Genomic DNA, 18,532 nt, shown 5'->3' with positions numbered 1-18,532 from the left:
ACAAGGGGATGACGAATGATCGACGCGATTTTGCACGGGCTGATGGCAGTGGCACAGGCGACCGCGCCCGCCGCACCCGCCGCGCCGGCCAAACCGGCAACGCTGCAGGCACAGTTCGACGCCGCCAACGCCGCCTATGAAGCCCGTCGGTGCAGCGACGCGATCAAGCTGTACGACGCGATCGAGGCACGCACCGCCGGGTCGACGAACGCGCTGCTGGTCGGCGCGGTGAAGGTGCGCAAGGGCATCTGCGTCACCCGCAACGGCGATACGCAGGGCGGCGCGGCGCTCATCCGGCAGGGCCTGCCCGCGCTGACGAAGAACGGTGCCGAATTCACCGCCGACCTGCGCGACGCCCATCTGGCGCTCGGCACCGCCGCGTCCGATGCGTTCGACTATGACGCGGCGGCAGCGTCGTACCGCGACGCGCTGGCGCTCGCGACCGGCATCGACCGGGTCGCCCCGCTGCTCGCGCTGACGCGGACGCTCGCCTTCGACCGCGATGGCAAGGCGCTGGCCTATGCGCAGGAAGCGCGCGACCTGGCGACCAAAACGCCCGGCGTCGGCAAGGACGTGCTGGCGCTGATCCAGACGCGCTACGCCCGCGTCCTGCTGAACGAAGGCAAGAAGGCGGAAGCCTATACCGTCCTGAAGGATTCGCTGCGCAAGCAGGGCGGTCTCGACCAGCGGGTCAGTTCCTCCGAAGTCGCCACCCGCGCCGACCTCGCGCTCGCGGCGCTGCTCAACGGCGACCGGCAACAGGCGCAGGTCTACATGGCCTATACCGGTGCCGGCCGGATGAAGGACGACGCCTTCGCCGCCGCGATCGACATGAAATCCGCGCCATGCGGATCGGCGACCGGCCTCAAGCCCGACGATTTCGCGGTCGTCGAATTTTCGGTCAGCGACACCGGCACCGTCGAGGCGGTGAACCCGATCTATACCACCGGCGGGCGCGACGTCGCAGTGGCCTTTGCCCGTGCCGTGTCGGACTGGTCATGGTCGCCGACCGAATCGGTCAAGATTCCCGCCTTCTTCCGCAACGCGACCCGCATCGAACTGAAATGCTCGACCGCGGCCGACCGGCCATGGCTCGGTCAGCCATTGAGCGACGCGTTCGACGCCTGGGTCCGCACCCGGGGCCATCGGCAGGACTGGTCGGACGTCGCCCCGGCGCGCGCCTACCCGCTGGTCCGGGCAGAGGCGACCCGCGCCCGCGCCGCCGGTGACAAGGGTGCGCTGCTCGCCGCCGATGCGTGGATCGCCAATTCGTCGCTCCCGACCGAGGCGGAGCGCATGGCCGCCGCCACCGAAGCGGTCGCGCTGGCCCGGACGATGCAGGCCCCCGCGCCCGTCACCACCTTTCTCGCGCTGATCGAGATCGACGCCGATCGCAGCCAGTACGATCAGAGCGTGCGCAGGCGGACCGCGCTGCTGACCCGCCCGGAAATCAACGGCGACCCGCTGTCGGCCGCGACGATCCGGATGATGCTCGCCAACCGCTCCTACCCGCCCGCGCCGAAGGGCGAGGCCGAGCAACTGCTCGCCGCCGTCATCGCCTCGCCGCTACCGGAGAATCATCCGCTCAAGGTCGCGGCACTGCTGCGGCAGGCCGATCTGCTGGCGCAGCGTGGCGACGTGGCGCAGGCGCGAGCCGTATTCGATCGCACCGGGCTGACCAGCGACCAGTGCGCGCTGATCGCGCCCAGCCCGGTCGTGCAGCGCAGCGGCGCGATGAGCAGCCTCTACCCGACCGAAGCGGTGCAGATGGGATTCCAGGGCTGGGCGCAGGTCGAATTCGACATCGCCGCCGACGGCCGGACCATGACCCAGCGGACCATCGCCGCCTATCCGCCGTTCGTCTTCGGCGATGCCGCGCAGAAGATGGTCGGCGCGACCCGCTATCGCAGCAGCTTCCGCCCCGAAGGCAACACCGCCTGTTCGGCTAATATCCAGCGATTCCGGTTCCAGCTTCCCGGCTAAGCGGCAGGGTGACGGTGGCGACCAGCCCGCCGCCGTCCGCCTCCCCCAGCGTCAGGCCCCCGCCATAGAGCGCCGCCAGATCGCGGACGATGGCAAGGCCGAAGCCATGGCCGTCGCCGCGCTCGTCCAGCCGGACGCCGGGATCGGTCGCCCGCACCCGGTCGGCGGCGGCGATGCCGGGGCCGTCGTCGCTGACGGTTAGCACCGCCATGCCCCGCTCGACCGCCGCCGACAGCCGCACGCGCGACCGGGCATGGCGCGCGGCGTTGTCGATCAGATTGCCGACCAGTTCGTCCAGATCGGCCGCATCGACCGCTACCGACAGGGCCGGCACATCCGTGCCTATGGTCAGCCCGCGATCCCGGTGCAGCGCCGCCACCACCGCCACCAACCCCTCGACCGCAGGTTGCAGCGCGGTCGCCGCCCGCCGGTCGACCGTCCCGCCGCGCGCGCGCGCCAGATGGTGCCGGATCGTCGCATCGATCCGCGCCACCTGACTTGCGCGCGCGTCATTGCCCAACTCGATCGCCAGCGTCGCCACCGGCGTCTTGAGCGCATGGGCAAGGTTCGCCGCCGACGCCCGCGCCGTCGCCAGCGCCGCTGCATTGTCGCGGACCAGCGCGTTCAGCTCGATCGCCAGCGGGCGCAATTCGTCGGGCTGATCCTCGGGCACATCCGCCGCCGCCCCGCCGCGCACCGCCGCCACCCGGTCGCGCAGCGCCCGCAGCGGTCGCAACCCCAGCCGCAACTGCACCAAGGTCGCCACCGCCAGCACGACCGCCACGATCGCCAGCGTCAGCAGCAACGGCAGCATCGCCCCGCGCAACGGCTGGTCGATCTGACGGCGCGGAACCGCCACTGCCACGCGCCCGCCATCGCCGGGCAGGTCGAGCATCAGCCCATGCACGCGCGTCGCATCGGGCAGGGTCAGGTCGAACGGCGCGCCGAATCCCGGCCCCCACCCCGGCGGCGGTCCGCGCTCCGGTCGGCCCGGCGGCCCGCGTGCCGGCACCGCATCCAGTATCGGCAGACCCACGCCGACCGTGCCGCCCGGCGTATCGATCCGCCACACCGCATCCGCGCCGATCGCCGTCGCCAGTCCCGACCGGTCGAGCAGCGCCCGGTCGATCGTCCCGTCCTCGCGCACCACCGCGCGCAACAACCGCAACCGGTCACCCAGCCGCGCGTCGATATTGCGCGTCACGAAATGGTCGAGCACCCCGCCGATCGCGAACCCCGCCACCGGCAGCGCGACCAGCGTCGTCGCCACCGACAGCGCCAGCATCCGGCCATGGATCGAACGGGGGATCGACCGGGCCAGCCTCACGCCGCGCCCGCCGTCAGCCGGTATCCTCGCCCGCGCACCGTCTCGATCAGCGACGCGCCGATCTTCTTGCGCAGTCGCCCGATAATGACTTCGAGGCTGTTCGAATCGACATCGGCATCGCCCTCATAGACCCGTTCCATCAAATCCAGCCGTTCGATCACCGCTTCCTTCGCCAGCATCAACGCGGCCAGCACCCGATATTCGAGCGCGGTCAGCTTGATCGGCAGCCCGTCGAGCTCGAACACCCCGGTCTGCGTCTCATAGGCCAGCGGACCGCAGGTCACCCGCGTCGCGCCATGCCCCGCCGCCCGCCGCACCAGCGCGCGCAGCCGCATCATCAATTCCTCGACCCGGAATGGCTTGGTCAGGAAGTCATCGGCCCCCGCCTTGAACCCGGCGACCTTGTCCGACCATCCGTCGCGCGCGGTCAGGATCAGCACCGGCAGGTCACGGCCACCCTCGCGCCACCCCTTCAGCACCGCCGTCCCCTCACGATCGGGCAGCCCCAGATCGAGCACCGCCACGTCATAGCGTTCGGTATCGCCCAGATGCTGCGCGTCGATCCCGCTCGCCACCAGATCGACCGCGATATGCTCCGCGCGCAGCGCCCGCGCGATGGCAGGCCCCAGATCGGGATCGTCCTCGACAAGCAGGATACGCATGATCGTTCACTCTCCTTCCCGGCGACACCCGTTCCCGCTGCGCCGGGGCTGGACGACGTCGACGACCCGTATCGAAGCAGTTGGCGCGAAAATTCTTCGACAGGCCCGACGGCACCGGCACGAACCGTACCGCCCATGCCGACCGCGCTTAAACCGAAACTGAACCGCGGGGTTCAGCGTGGCGAGGGGGCGAATCGCTAGAACGGCTTCATCGAACAACGAATGGAGCGAAACACATGGCGAAATTTTCTCTCGGCGGTCCGGGCAAGCTGGGTCTGGGCGTGGCGATCGGCCTCGCCATCGGCGCGGCGGGCGGGGCGAGCGCGGTGTCGCTGACCCGGCCGGCGGTCGAAATGGCCCCGACTATCGCCACCCCGGTCGCGAAACTGGCGCGCGGCAACGGCGTCGTCACGGTCAAGGGCCGCGTCGCCGAAGTCTTCGGCGACCGCTTCGTGGTACAGGACGGCACCGGCCGGACGATGGTCGACGCCGGGCGCGACGCCTCGGTGACGAAGGGCGCACCGGTGCAGGTGCAGGGTCGCTACGACAACGGTCAGCTCCGCGCCTCCTATCTGGTCGACGCGAATGGCAAGGTCACTCCGGTCGGCCCACCCCCGCCGCGTCCCGGCCACGGCCCGAAGCACGGCCCCGAGGGCGCACGCGGTCCCGGTGGTCCGGGTGGTCCGGGTGGCCCCGGCGGACCGGGCGCTCCCTGTGTCCCCGGCGCAATGCCCCCGCCCCCGCCCGCCGACGGCGCAGCCCCGCCGCCGCCCCCGGCCAACGGCCAGCTCCCGCCGCCCCCGGCGGCAGGCACGGCACCGACAGCAACGCCGCCGCTGCCCAACGCAACGGTCCGCCCGACCCGCTAACCCCGGTGCCCTGACCAGCTCCGGCCCCCGCCGCAAACCCCAAGCGTACCCCTGCGCAGGCGGGGGTACAGGGTCCCGGGCACAGGCGGTGGTCATGCCTGGCTCTGGCCCCCGCGTGCGCGGGGGGCGCACCTGCTTCAACGACCGCTCTAATCCCGGATATTCCGCCGGAACGTCTCCGGCAGGAACAGCACGCCCAGCACCAGCGTCACCACCGCCAGCACCACCGGATACCAGAGGCCGTAATAGATATCCCCGGTCGCCGCGACCATTGCGAAGGCCGTGGTCGGCAGGAACCCGCCGAACCAGCCATTGCCGATATGATAGGGCAGCGACATCGACGTATAGCGGATGCGGCTGGGGAACAGTTCGACCAGCAACGCCGCGATCGGGCCATAAACCATGGTCACCAGCAGCACCATGAACCACAGGATCAGGATCACCAGCGGCTTGTCGATCGCTGCCGGATCGGCCTTTGCCGGATAGCCGGCCTCCGCCAGCGCCGCTGCGACCTCGCCCTGATAGGCGGTGATCGCCGCCGCCCGCGCCGGCCCGGCCACCTCCGCCGGATTGGGGGCGACCAGCATCCGGTTGCCTACTGCCACGCTGGCGATCGTGCCGGCCGGTGCCTCGACATTGGTGTAGCTGATGCCGTTCTTCGCCAGATAGGATTTGGCGATGTCACAGCTTTTCGCGTCGAACTTGTTGCGGCCGATCGGATCGAACTGCACCGAACAATCATCGTCATGCGCGGTGACGCGCACCGGCGACGCCGCCTGCGCCGCCGCCAGTGCCGGATTGGCGGCGTTGGTCAGCGCCCCGAACAGCGGGAAATAGGTCAGCGCCGCCAGCGCGCAGCCGGCCATGATGATCCATTTCCGCCCGATCTTGTCCGACAGCCAGCCGAAGAACACGAAGAACGGTGTCCCCAGCGCCAGCGAGATCGCCAGCAGCACGTTCACCGTCGCGCCGTCGACCTTCATCATCTTTTCGAGGAAGAACAGGACATAGAATTGCCCGGTGTACCACACCACCGCCTGCCCCATCGCCGCGCCGAACAGCGCGATCAGCACCAGCTTCAGGTTCGGCCAGCGCAGGAACGCCTCGGTCAGCGGGGCCTTCGACGTCTTGCCCTCTTCCTTCATCTTCAGGAACACCGGGCTTTCCGACAATTGCAACCGGATCCACATCGATACGGCCAGCAGCAGGATCGACACGAGGAACGGCAACCGCCACCCGAACCCGCCGAACGTCTCCTCGCCCAGCAATGTCCGGAACCCGATCACGACCAGCAGCGCCGCGAACAGCCCCATCGTCGCCGTCGTCTGGATAAAGCTGGTGTAGAGCCCCCGCTTCCCGTCGGGCGCGTGCTCCGCGACATAGGTCGCCGCGCCGCCATATTCGCCGCCCAGCGCCAACCCCTGAAGGATGCGCAGCGCGACGAGGATCACCGGTGCCGCGACACCGATACTGGCATAGGAGGGCAGCAGGCCGACCGCGAAGGTCGACAGGCCCATGATCCCCATCGTCACCAGAAACGTGTTCTTGCGCCCGACCAGATCGCCGATCCGCCCGAACACCAGCGCCCCGAACGGCCGCACCGCGAAACCGGCGGCAAAGGCGCCGAGCGCGAGAATGAACCCCGTCGTCTCGTTCACGCCCGAGAAGAACTGTTTGGAGATGTACGTCGCCAGCAACCCGTACAGGTAGAAATCATACCATTCGAACACGGTGCCCAGCGACGACGCGGCGATCACCAGCTTCTCGTTCTGGCCCTTGGGGGTCGCCCCGGCCGTCCTTGTTCCCGCCATGGCGGCATCCTCTCTTTTGCCCGACCGTTGTCCGATCCACGCGTTTCACTCCCCTCCCTGACAAAGGAGGGGCTGGGGGTGGGTAGGCCCGTTGTAGCGCGCCCACCCCTCCCTCGCGGGCCCACCCGCCCCCGCCCCTCCCTTATCCAAGGAGGGGAGTAAGGAGGAAACCAACCCGGTGCCGGGGCGCGATCGTTCGCCGCATCTCCCTGCCGCGCCAGTGTCATCTGCACGGGCCATGGCGGCCAGTACGACCTTGGTCGTAGCGGTATACGGGTTGACGCCCGCCCCCTCGACCACGGATCAAGGGCATAGGAGAGAGACATGACCCAGACGATTCACCCCGCCCCGCACGACGATGCCGCGCGCGTGGACGCGACCGAGTACGAAGCGCGCTACGCCGCGTCGGTCGCCGATCCCGAAAGCTATTGGCGCGAGGGCGGCACCTGCATCGACTGGTCGCGGCCCTATACCGAGGTCAAGGACACCTCGTTCGACGAAGTCGATTTCCGCATCCGCTGGTTCGCCGATGGCCAGACCAACGTCTCGGTCAACTGCCTCGACCGCCATCTCGCCACCCGCGGCGATCAGACCGCGATCCTCTGGGAAGGCGACGAACCGGGTGAGACGCGCAACGTCACCTATCGCGAACTCCACCAACAGGTCTGCTGCTTCGCCAACGTCCTGAAATCAAAGGGCGTGAAGAAGGGCGACCGCGTCACCCTGTATCTGCCGATGATGGCCGAAGCGGCGGCGGCGATGCTCGCCTGCACCCGCATCGGCGCGATCCATTCGATCGTGTTCGGCGGTTTCAGCCCCGACAGCCTCGCCAACCGCATCGTCGATTGCGACAGCAAGCTGGTCATCACCGCCGACGAAGGCTGTCGCGGCGGCAAGCGCATCCCGCTGAAGGCCAATGTCGACAAGGCACTGGCCAACGCCCCCGGCGTCGAGACCGTCATCGTCATTCGCCGCAGCGGTGCCGACGTACCGATGGTCGCGGGCCGCGACCACTGGCTGCACGACCTGCTGCCCGACGCCTCGCCTGACTGCCCGCCCGAACCGATGGACGCCGAAGACCCGCTGTTCATCCTCTACACCAGTGGCTCGACCGGCAAGCCCAAGGGCGTGCTCCACACCACCGGCGGCTATCTGGTATGGGCGCACGCCACCTTCCGCGACGTGTTCGACTATCGCGACGGCGAGGTCTTCTGGTGCACCGCCGATATCGGCTGGGTCACCGGCCACAGCTATGTCGTCTATGGTCCCCTCTCGAACGGCGCGACCACGGTCATGTTCGACGGCGTGCCCAACTATCCCGACCATGGCCGCTTCTGGGAAACGATCGACCGGCTGGGCGTCAACATCTTCTACACCGCCCCCACCGCGATCCGCGCGCTGATGCGCGAGGGCGACAGCTGGGTCACCAAATCCAGCCGCCAGTCGCTGCGCCTGCTCGGCAGCGTCGGCGAACCGATCAATCCGGAGGCATGGGACTGGTATCACCGCGTCGTCGGCGACCGCCGCTGCCCGATCGTCGATACCTGGTGGCAGACCGAGACCGGCGGCATCCTCATCTCGCCGCTCCCCTACGCCACCGACCTGAAACCCGGCAGCGCGACCAAACCGCTGCCCGGCGTGCAGCCGGTGATCGTCGATGCCGAGGGCAAGGTGCTCGACGGTGCAGCGCAAGGTAATCTATGCATCGCCGATAGCTGGCCCGGACAGATGCGGACGGTGTGGGGCGATCACGACCGCTTCTTCCAGACCTATTTCACCACCTATCCCGGCAAATACTTCACCGGCGACGGCGTGCGCCGCGATGACGACGGCTATTACTGGATCACCGGCCGCGTCGACGACGTCATCAACGTCAGCGGCCACCGCATGGGCACCGCCGAAGTCGAAAGCGCCCTCGTCGCGCATCAAAAAGTTGCCGAAGCCGCGGTCGTCGGCATGCCCCACGACATCAAAGGCCAGGGCATCTACGCCTATGTCACGCTGAATTCGGGCGAGGAACCGTCCGACGACCTGCGCGCCGAACTGCGGACATGGGTCCGGCAGGAAATCGGCCCTGTCGCCACTCCCGACGCGCTGCAATTCGCGCCGGGCCTGCCCAAGACCCGCTCGGGCAAGATCATGCGCCGCATCCTGCGCAAGATCGCCGAGAACGACACGTCCAACCTCGGCGACACCTCGACGCTCGCCGATCCGAGTGTCGTCGACACGCTGGTCGCAGAGCGTATCCGGCCGGCATGAGGATCGAAGTACCCTAGAACCGATCGACATTCAGCGATAACCACGAAATTTCGTCATTCCCGCGCAGGCGGGAATCTATAAACGCCGACGGTTTGGCTCGATCCGCGACGCTGGCGTATAAGGACTGCCGCCTGCGCGGGAGTGACGAAAGGGGATCGAACGCTATTCCTGCGCCCAGCAAACTGAATGTCGATCCCGCCTAGAATCACCCTGCCCCTTCCGCGGCGTTGCCGCTCCCTCCCTCTCCCACTGGGACAGGAAAGGGACCCGCCCGGCGCAGCCGGGTGGGAAGGGTGAGGGTGACGGCACGACGACCCGAAAGGATGTGATGACCGCCCCCACCATCCTCATCGCCGACGACCACCCGCTGTTCCGGCAGGCCCTGACCCTCGCCGTCACGCAGGTCCGCCCCGACGCCCGCATCCTCGAAGCCGGCTCGCTCGACCGCGCAGTACAGGCGGTCCGCGACGCAGGCGACCTCGCCCTCGTCCTGCTCGACCTGAACATGCCCGGCGCGGTCGGCTATAGCGGCGTGGCGCTGCTCCATGCCGAGGCACCCGCCGTCCCGATCCTCGTCATCTCCGGCGCCGACCGGACCGTCGCCTACGCACAGGTCGCGCGCTTCGGCGCGGTCGGCTTCGTCGGCAAGGACGCCCCGCTCGAGCAGATCGAAAACGCCATCGCCGCCGCCCTGTCCGGCGACCGCATGGCACCCGACGACGGCCCGCAGGACGACATCGCCGCCCGCGTCGCCGCGCTCACCCCGACCCAGTTACGCGTCCTGCTCGGCGTTCTCGCCGGCCGCCTCAACAAACAGATCGCCCACGAGCTCGGCATGGCCGAAGCCACGGTGAAGGTCCACATGACCGCCGTGCTGCGCAAGCTCGACGTCGGCAACCGCACACAGGCGGCCGTAGCAGCGCGGGCACTCGGGCTGGAGGTGGCGGGATAGGGTCGGCGAACGGGTTGTCGAAAACAAACGGCACGCGAGACAGCCGAGGCGTTCTCCTTGGGATCGAGAAACGGGAATTTTGCGATTGCTCGATTGGCCTATCCGCAACTAGCCAAAGGGTATTGCAACAAGCCGACTTGCTCCAACATCAAGGATGAAATCGAATTTACCGAGAAATCCGGTTCCCAAGAGGCCGTCTGCGCCTGTAGCAATACGGTCACCAACAGCAACACCAACGCCATCGGCGCTGATCTGACCGACCTTTAGAGTGGCGTCTTGTACGGATCGGCTTGGACGTAGGACCCCATCAGCAGAACTTATCATGCCCTCATTTTTTGGCGACCCGGATGGGATCACCCTTTTCCACGCTTCTTCCTTAAGCTGTACGACACCATTGAAACCCAAGTCGATAGACAGAATCACGGGCTTGCCGTTGACCTCGGCCGTCAATTGAGCCCCACTTTCCAATGGAATAATCGCAGCCCGGCCCTTCGGAGTTATGTCTCCAGTTTTCGCGAAAATGAGTGTCTTGTTACTAAATGCGACTAATACGCAAAGTTTGTCGAGATAGTCTCCTCCGATAACGGCATCAATTGGATGACCTACGGTATTCGAAAATGACTTTAGATCAACTGACATAGCCGCCCCAGACAGTATGAGCTGACCTGGCACATCAATCCTCATACCCTCAACAAGCCGTTCCGAAGCCGATACTGGGCCAAGATCAATATTGTTTACGACAGGTCCGATCTTTAAACCGGCAGTCTTGGCAAAACCGAGGTCGATTACGGTGTGCGCGAAACCATTGTCGAGCATGGCCCAACCGGCCCGCCCGTTTATTTTGACCTCAAGTAAAATAATACCCTTGAAACTATGGAACGGCGTCGGTGCTGATTGCTGAACCGGCAATATGTTAACGGTATGCTCAAAGTGGGAAACCGAGGGGTTACGGGGTGAAGTGGCTTGCTGAACTGGAGCCTGTGCCTGAAGACTAGCCGCTGAGGACAGCGCTACCAATGAGGCAAGTACGTTAATACGCAAAAACTCCTCCCCTTCTGTAATCGATCGGCATATTGTTGCGCTCTCGCACTTGTGAAGCAAGGGCTGTGTAGCACGGCCTCGACAATGCCAGTCAAAGCAAGGGCTTGAGTGTGAGACACTTGCCGTATGTCTGACGGCAAGTCCTTTACCGTTTGGGAAGCTGTGGCGAGAATCCGGCCGCACCGATCGCGTTGACGGACGCCTGCGGGTGTCGTTTTCCCGAAATCTGTTTCCGATTCAAAATTCCCGAAACCACCATGCCACCATGGCGAAACGGGAACGACGGGAGCCGCAGGAATACCGATCTCACTCGCCGATCACTGCTCCGAAGATGGCGACCGCCAACCATCCTCCCGTCCCTTTCCTACAGCCGCATCCTCTGCCACCCTCACCTCCGGCTCTTTCTCCCCGCTGCAACCTACTGCACACCACGCCACCGATGCGCGACGCAGCGCAAAGCGTGGCGAATGTGACCTTCGTGACCTTTGGCGGTTTTCCTTGGGTTTTCCTGCCCGCTGCAACCTGCCGCGCACGACACCATCGAAACGCGACATGGCGCAAAGCGTGGCGAGTGTGACTTTCGTGACCTTTGGCGGTTTTCCGCGGGTTTCAGGACTGGCCACGGGCAAAGCCCGCGTCGTCGGACGGCGCTTTTCGCGCCGTCGGCCGGCCGCACCTTTTGGCTCGGCGTAGCCTTGCTACGCCTTGCCCGGCGCGGCCAGCCACGCGTCGAACGCTTCCCCCGACAACGGCTTCAGCAACACCGCCACCCCCGCCGTCCGCGCCCGCTCGGCCAGCGCGCGCCCGGCATCCGCCGTAACCAGCGCCGCCCGCAACCCCGGCACCTCCTCCCGCAGCATCGCGATCAGCGCCAGCCCGTCGACCGCCCCGCCCAGATCATGGTCGACGAACGCCACCGCCACACCCTCCGCTTGCGCCAGCGCCTCCTCGACCGTAACCGCCACCCGCACGCCATGCCCCCGGCTGGTGGCCAGCGCCGCCATCCCCCGCCGCACCCCGGCATCGTCGTCGACGATCAGGCATTCGATCGGCCGCACCGCCTGCGCCACCGCCCGCACCGGCGCGGTTGCCACCGCACCCGCCGCCATCGGCAGCGTCACCGCAAAGCGGCTCCCCCGCCCCATCCGGCTGTCGAGCGTCACCGCCGCCCCCAGCAACGCCGCCGTCCGCGCGACGATGGCAAGGCCCAGCCCCAGCCCGGCATCCTCGGCATTGGCCAGCCGCTCGAACTCGCGGAACACGCGCGCCCGGTCGCTCTGCGCGATCCCCGGTCCGCTATCGACGACCTCGATCCGCACCATGTCACCACGCCGCCGCACCCCGATCACCACGCCGCCCCGCGCCGTATAGCGCACCGCATTGCCCAGCAGATTCTGTACGATCGAACGCAGCAGCACCGGGTCGGTCTCGACCACCGCATCGCCCGGCCCCAGCCGCAGCGTCAGCCCCTTGGCCCCGGCCTGATCGACAAAGCCGTCGACCAGCTCGCCCAGCAACCCGTGCACCGCAAACCGCGTCGGCACCGGCACGATCCCGCCGGCATCCAGCTTCGATATGTCGAGCAGCGCGCGCAGCAACTGGTCCGCCGCCGCGATCGACTGGTCGATCCGCTCGACCAGCGGCCTCGCCCGATCGTCCGCGCCGCGCGCCAGCGCCGCGGTGAACAGCCGCGCGGCATGGAGCGGCTGCAACAGGTCGTGGCTGGCGGCGGCGAGGAACCGCGTCTTGTCGGCGGTCGCCCGCGCCAGCGCCGCGTTGGCATGGGTCAGCGCCCGTGTCCGCTCCGCGACCCGCGCTTCCAGCTCGGCCCGCGCCGTCTCCACCGCGCGCAGCGCCTGCGCCTCGACGGTGATGTCCGAAAAGCACATGACATAGCCGCCACCCGGCATCGGCCCGCCGATGGTCTTGAGCACCCGTCCGTCGTCGCGCACCCGTTCGAAACTATGCCGCGTGCCGCGCCGCATATGCGCCAGCCGCCGGGCGACATGGTCGTCGACCTCGCCGGGGCCACAGTCGCCGCGCACGGCATTGAACGCGATCGCATCGGCGATCGGCGCACCGACCCGGATCATGCCCGGCGGAAAGCCGAACAGGTCGAGATAGCGCTGATTCCACGCGACGAGGTTCAGTTCGGCATCGACCACGCTGACGCCCGGATCGATGTGTTCCAGCGTCGCCGCCAGCAGCCCTTTCGAGAATTGCAGGCTCTGCCCGCTTTCATCCAGCATCCGCGCGACGTCTTCGGCCCGCAACGCCGCGCCCGACAGCGCCGATGCGATCAGCCGCCGCGACGACGACACCCCGACCACCTGCGCCACCAGCCGTTCGGCACGGCGCGCGGCGCGGGCGTCGACATGGCTGCCCTGGCCCAGTTCGGCGACCGCCCGCTCCTCGCCCACGAAGCGCGCGACCAGCCGGGTCAGTTCACCCAGATCGCGTACCGGCGGCACCCGCTCGTCACGGGCGAAGGGCAGGCGCGGTGCCCGCGACAACGCGACGATGGCATGGACGATCACGTTCGCCGCCAGCGTCGCCACCGCCGCCGCCGACAGCGGCCCCAGTCCCGGCACCCCCGACACCGGCAACGGCGCGCCGGTCAGCGTCGGGAAGAACAGCAGGACCGTCCAACCGATCAGCCCGGTCGTCAGCCCCGCCTTCGCCGCCAGCGGATCGCGACCGCCGCGCGCGATCGCCAGCAGCAGCGCCGGCGCGAACTGCGCCATCGCCGCGAACGCGACCAGCCCGATCGCGGCCAGCCCGCGGGTCAGCGGGATCAGCAGCGCACAGGCGGTCGCCACGCCGATGATCCCGGCGATCACCCCCCGCCGCACCCATGCCAGGGTCCGCCCGAGATGCTCGGCGGCGGCAAGGCGCGGGCTGCGCAGCAGCAGCGGCGCGATCAGGTCGTTCGACACCATCGTCGCCAGCGCCACCGTCTCGACCACGACCATCGCCGTCGCCGCCGAAAACCCGCCCAGAAAACCGAGCAGCGCCACCGCCGGCACCCCCGCCGCCAGCGGCATCGCGATGACCAGCAGATCGGGGCGCGCCATCCCGCCCTGCACCAGCGCCGCCAGCGTGATCGGCAGCACCAGCAACGCGGTCAGCATCAAATAGGCGGCGAACGGCCAGCGCGCGCGCCATGGATCGGCCGGTTCGGTCGCGGCGACCACCGTCACTTGGAACTGGCGCGGCAGACACAGCATCGCGGCGGCGGCCAGCAGCGTCGCGACGACGAAATCGGCGGCGTCGGGTGCCCACGCAAACCCTGCCGACAGCCGTGCCAGTCCGGCGCTGCGCGCATCGGGTGCCGCCTTCGCGACCAGCAGCATCGCGAACAGCGCTACGCCGGCGAATGCCGCCAGCTTGACCACCGATTCGATCGCGACCGCCGCCAGCAGCCCGGATTCGGCGCGCGGCTCGGCATCGCCGCGCGGTCCGAACGCGATGGCGAAGCCTGCCAGCACCAGCGCCGTGACGACGACCGGCCGCGTGACGTCCGCCATCCCCGCCAGCGCGGCATAGCTGGTCGCGACCGACCGCAATTGCAGCGCGACATAGGGAATGGTGCCGGTCAGCGCGATCAGCGTGACCAGCGCCGCCACCCCCCGACTGCGCGAGAAGCGCGACCCGATGAAGTCGGCGATCGACGTCGCGCCATCGGCCTGCACCGCCGCGACCATCCGCACCAGCAACCGCCCGCCCACCACAAAGATCAGGATCGGCCCCAGATAGATCGGCAGATACGCCCAGCCATCGGCGACGGCGCTGCCGACCGCGCCGTTGAACGTCCAGCTGCTGCAATAGACCGCCAGCCCGAGCGTATAGACGAGCCGCCGGTCGCGCGGCGTCCATCCGCGCCGGCGCGCAGCCCATGCCACCGCGAACAGCGATGCGGCATATCCGATCGCGACCGCGAACAGCAGCAATCCGTTCATGCCGACCCTCCCGCCTGCAGCGATCGACCTGAGAACTCCCACGGCAAGCCGTTGAAGCGCAACCGTCGCCTTTTCCGTCACCCCGGGCTCGACCCGGGGTCCCGCTTCTTTGCCACCGTAGAGAAGAAGCGGGACCCCGGGTCGAGCCCGGGGTGACGAGGAAATCCTGATCGCCGTCCTACGCGCGGCAGGGACAGGCTGTCAGTGAAAATCGCGCGACTTGGGCACCAGCCGCACGTCGCGCGGATGGCGCGAGGCGACCGGGCGGACCGCTTCGTCGCCACGCGACGACGGCACCGGCGGCGGTGTCTCGCCCAGCATGTCGAGCAGGTCGCTGCGGTCATGGACCCGCGAACCCATCAGGTGGACGATGCCTTCGCGGGTACGCTGCACCTCACCCTCGACCAGCATCAGCCGCGCACCCATCACCTCGCGCCGATACGCCTCGAACAGCCGCGCCCACAGCACGACATTGGTGATGCCGCCCTCGTCCTCCAGCGTGACGAAGATCGCATTGCCCTTGCCCGGTCGTTGCCGGACGAGGACGAGGCCCGCCGCGACGACCTTCGCCCCCGCCTTCGCCGCCATGATATCGGCGCAGCTGGTTACCCCCATGCGTTGCAACGGCACGCGCAGGAACTGCATCGGATGCCCTTGCAGCGACAGGCGGAGCGTCTGGTAATCGGTCACGACATGCTCGACCGCGGGCATCGCTGGCAGCGCCATGTCGGGCTCCGCGCCCAGCTCGGCGGCGCGGGCATGGGCGAACAGCGGCAATTCGGCATCGGGCGTGCGCCGCACCTCCCACAATGCCTCGCGCCGGTCGAACCCGATCGACCGGAACGCATCGGCATCGGCCAGCAGTCGCAGCGCGCGCTGCGGCAACCGCGCCCGCCGCGCCAGTTCCTCGACGCTGGCGAACGGCCGCGTCTCGGCGATCGCCTCGGCCCAGCGTTCGCGAAACCCGTCCATCTGCCGAAACCCCAGCCGGAGGGCGAGACGCATCCCTTCCTTCGTCACCCCGGGCTTGCCCCGGGGTCCTGCTTCTTTTGCGGCACCGGCAGGAAAGCGGGACCCCGGATCAAGTCCGGGGTGACGATCATAGGCACATCCCTCCAGCTTGTTGTCCCAATCGCTGACATTCACATCGATACCGCGCACCTCGACCGCATGGTCGCGCGCGTCGCGGACGATCTGCGCCGGGGCATAGAACCCCATCGGCTGCGAATTGAGCAGCGCACAGGCGAACACCGCCGGATGATGGCATTTGATCCACGACGACACATAGACCAGCCGCGCGAACGACAGCGCATGGCTTTCGGGAAAGCCATAGCTGCCGAACCCCTCGATCTGGCGGAAACAGCGTTCGGCGAAATCGGGTTCGTACCCGCGCCGGGTCATGCCCAAGATCAGCTTGTCGCGCAGCCGGTCGATCGTGCCCGGATTGCGAAAGGTCGCCATCGCGCGGCGCAGCGCATTCGCCTCGTTCGGGGTGAATTCGGCAGCGGTGATCGCCAGCTTCATCACCTGTTCCTGGAACAGCGGCACGCCGTACGTCCGCCCGAGCAGGATGCGCAGTTCGTCCGGATCGTGTGGCGGCTTGGGCGACGGATAGGTCACCGCTTCCACCCCCGACCGCCGCCGCAGATAGGGATGGACCATGTCCCCCTCGATCGGCCCCGGTCGCACGATCGCGACCTGCACCGACAGGTCGTAGAGACTGATCGGCTTCAACCGCGGCAGCATGTTCATCTGCGCGCGACTCTCGACCTGGAACACGCCCACGCTGTCGCCCCGGTGCAGCATGGCATAAACGTCCTCGTCATCGGCCTTCAGGTCGACGGTCAGGTCGTGATCGCCCAACCCATGCTGCCGGAGCAGGTCGAACGCCTTGCGGATGCAGGTCAGCATGCCGAGCGCCAGCACATCGACCTTCATCAGCCCCAGCGCGTCGATATCGTCCTTGTCCCATTCGATGAAGGTCCGCCCCTCCATCGCGCCGTTGTGGATCGGCACCATTTCGTCGAGCCGCCCCTGCGTCAGCACGAACCCACCGACATGCTGCGACAGGTGCCGGGGAAATTCGAGGATCTGGTCGACCAGCCAGCGCAGCTGCGCGATGTCGGGATTGTCGATGTCGAACCCGGCACTGGTATAGCGCCGCGCCTCCATCTGCCCGGCGAAACTGCCCCATACGGTACTGCCCAGCCGCTGCGTCACGTCGCGGGTCAGGCCCAGCACCTTGCCGACCTCCCCCACCGCGCTTCTCGGCCGGTAATGGATGACGGTCGCGGCGATGCCGGCCCGCTCGCGGCCATAGCGGCGGTAGATATACTGGATCACCTCCTCGCGCCGTTCATGTTCGAAATCGACGTCGATGTCGGGCGGTTCGTCGCGCTCCTCGGACACGAAGCGCGAGAAGAGCAGATCGTGCTCGCTCGGATCGACCGAGGTCACGCCCAGCAGGAAGCACACGATCGAATTGGCCGCCGATCCGCGCCCCTGACATAATATCGGCGGGTCGCAGCTGCGCGCGAACCGGACGAGGTCGTGGACGGTCAGGAAATAATGGGCATATTGCTGCTGACGGATCAGCGCGAATTCCTCGTCCAGCCGCCGCCGCACGCCATCGGGCAGATCGGGACCGTACCGTTCGTGCGCGGCGGTCGTCGCCAGATGCTCCAGCCAGTCCTGTGCCGCCCAACCGTCCGGCACCGGTTCGTGCGGATATTCATATTTCAGGTCGGTCAGGCGAAAGGTGATGCGCTTGAGCAGCGTGATGCTTTCCGCGACCGCCTCCGGACAATCACGGAACAGCCGGACCATCTCTTCGGGGGATTTCAGGTGGCGTTCGGCATTGGCGGCCAAGCGCTTGCCGGCAGCGGCGATCGTCGTTCCTTCGCGAATACAGGTCAGCACGTCATGCAACGGGCGTTGTTCATGCGTTGCGTACAGCGCATCGTTGGTCGCCAGCAGCGGCACGCCAATCTGTGCTGCCAGCGCGATCCGGCCGGCAAGCCGCCGCCGGTCGCGCCCGCCGCGCGGCATCGTGGCCGCCAGCCAGACCCGCCCCGGACAGGCATCGCGCAGCCGCGCCAGCAGCGCGCCATCGGGCGCGGTGACGATCAGCAGCAATCCCTCCTGCCATTCCAACAGGTCGGCCAGTTCGAGGTGACAGTCGCCCTTCTTCGCCTTGAGATTACCGCCGCTGAGCAACCGCGTCAGCCGTCCCCATGCTGCCCGGTCGATGGGATAGGCGACGATGTCCGGCGTGCCGTCGGCGAACACCAGCCGCGCACCGACGACGAGGTCGAAGGGATAGTCAGGCAGCCCCGCCTCGCACCGTTTGTCCTTCGCTTTCTTCAGCGCTAGATGCGCCTGCACCACCCCCGCCACGGTGTTGCGATCGGCAATCCCGATCCCGGCCATCTTCAGCTCGTTCGCCTGCGCCACCATGTCGGACGGCGGCGACGCCCCGCGCAGGAACGAGAAATGCGTCGCAGCGATCAGTTCGGCGAAGGGCATGTCACGGGGTGACGGACGAGGAATGACACTCCGCCCCTATCTTCGTCATCCCGGCGCAGGCCGGGATCCACCGGCCCGCATATCCGATGGCTTCGGCGCTTGCGGAACCTTGGATCCCGGCCTGCGCCGGGATGACGAAGAGAG

10 protein-coding genes are annotated in these 18,532 nt (G+C 67.7%); 4 read left to right on the top strand and 6 right to left on the bottom strand.

The window, feature by feature from the left end; all coding sequences use genetic code 11:
* Positions 1-15: 15 nt before the first annotated feature.
* The gene (locus ASE50_RS00635) at positions 16-1,983 is read left to right on the top strand and encodes an energy transducer TonB (protein WP_056394350.1); all 1,968 of its coding nucleotides are present in this window, start codon (positions 16-18) and stop codon (positions 1,981-1,983) included.
* On the opposite strand, the gene ASE50_RS00630 is transcribed toward ASE50_RS00635, so the two are convergent.
* Together ASE50_RS00630 and ASE50_RS00625 are read right to left on the bottom strand one after the other, a co-directional pair.
* Positions 1,946-3,310 (bottom strand): sensor histidine kinase, encoded by a 1,365-nt coding sequence (locus ASE50_RS00630; protein ID WP_235512069.1) that lies wholly within the window; start codon positions 3,308-3,310, stop codon positions 1,946-1,948. The two genes, ASE50_RS00635 and ASE50_RS00630, sit on opposite strands and share 38 nt — an antisense overlap.
* The gene (locus ASE50_RS00625; RefSeq protein ID WP_056394346.1) at positions 3,307-3,972 is read right to left on the bottom strand and encodes a response regulator transcription factor; all 666 of its coding nucleotides are present in this window, start codon (positions 3,970-3,972) and stop codon (positions 3,307-3,309) included. The genes ASE50_RS00630 and ASE50_RS00625 overlap by 4 nt, the downstream gene beginning before the upstream one ends.
* A gap of 236 nt (positions 3,973-4,208) precedes the next feature.
* Here ASE50_RS00625 and ASE50_RS00620 point away from each other — a divergent pair, with 236 nt between their 5' ends.
* A complete protein-coding gene (locus ASE50_RS00620) occupies positions 4,209-4,841 on the top strand; it encodes a hypothetical protein (RefSeq protein WP_056394344.1) in 633 nt (210 codons plus the stop codon).
* A 149-nt stretch (positions 4,842-4,990) separates the two neighbouring features.
* Here the strand turns inward: ASE50_RS00620 and ASE50_RS00615 are convergent, their stop codons facing one another.
* Positions 4,991-6,652 carry an MFS transporter gene (locus ASE50_RS00615; protein WP_056394341.1) on the bottom strand — a complete coding sequence of 554 codons (1,662 nt, stop codon included), beginning with the start codon at positions 6,650-6,652 and terminating at the stop codon, positions 4,991-4,993.
* Positions 6,653-6,976: 324 nt separating this feature from the next.
* On the opposite strand from ASE50_RS00615, the gene acs reads away from it, so the two are divergent.
* Both acs and ASE50_RS00605 read left to right on the top strand, forming a co-directional pair.
* Complete coding sequence (gene acs / locus ASE50_RS00610; RefSeq protein WP_056394338.1) at positions 6,977-8,911, top strand: acetate--CoA ligase; 1,935 nt, start codon at positions 6,977-6,979, stop codon at positions 8,909-8,911.
* Positions 8,912-9,239: 328 nt separating this feature from the next.
* Positions 9,240-9,863 (top strand): response regulator transcription factor, encoded by a 624-nt coding sequence (locus ASE50_RS00605; RefSeq protein ID WP_056394334.1) that lies wholly within the window; start codon positions 9,240-9,242, stop codon positions 9,861-9,863.
* A 108-nt stretch (positions 9,864-9,971) separates the two neighbouring features.
* On the opposite strand, the gene ASE50_RS18065 is transcribed toward ASE50_RS00605, so the two are convergent.
* From ASE50_RS18065 to ASE50_RS00595, 3 genes are all read right to left on the bottom strand, one after another.
* Complete coding sequence (locus ASE50_RS18065; protein WP_156347239.1) at positions 9,972-10,904, bottom strand: aspartyl protease family protein; 933 nt, start codon at positions 10,902-10,904, stop codon at positions 9,972-9,974.
* 698 nt (positions 10,905-11,602) lie between these two features.
* Positions 11,603-14,863 (bottom strand): PAS domain-containing hybrid sensor histidine kinase/response regulator, encoded by a 3,261-nt coding sequence (locus tag ASE50_RS00600; RefSeq protein WP_056394331.1) that lies wholly within the window; start codon positions 14,861-14,863, stop codon positions 11,603-11,605.
* A 201-nt stretch (positions 14,864-15,064) separates the two neighbouring features.
* On the bottom strand, positions 15,065-18,388 hold the full coding sequence (locus ASE50_RS00595) for an error-prone DNA polymerase (RefSeq protein ID WP_056394328.1): 3,324 nt from the start codon (positions 18,386-18,388) through the stop codon (positions 15,065-15,067).
* Positions 18,389-18,532 lie beyond the last annotated feature (144 nt).

This window comes from Sphingomonas sp. Leaf5 (genome assembly GCF_001421155.1).
Classification (GTDB): Bacteria; Pseudomonadota; Alphaproteobacteria; order Sphingomonadales; family Sphingomonadaceae; genus Sphingomonas.
Note: the sequence above shows the minus strand (reverse complement) of the source record. Positions and strands in the feature narration are given on the sequence as shown.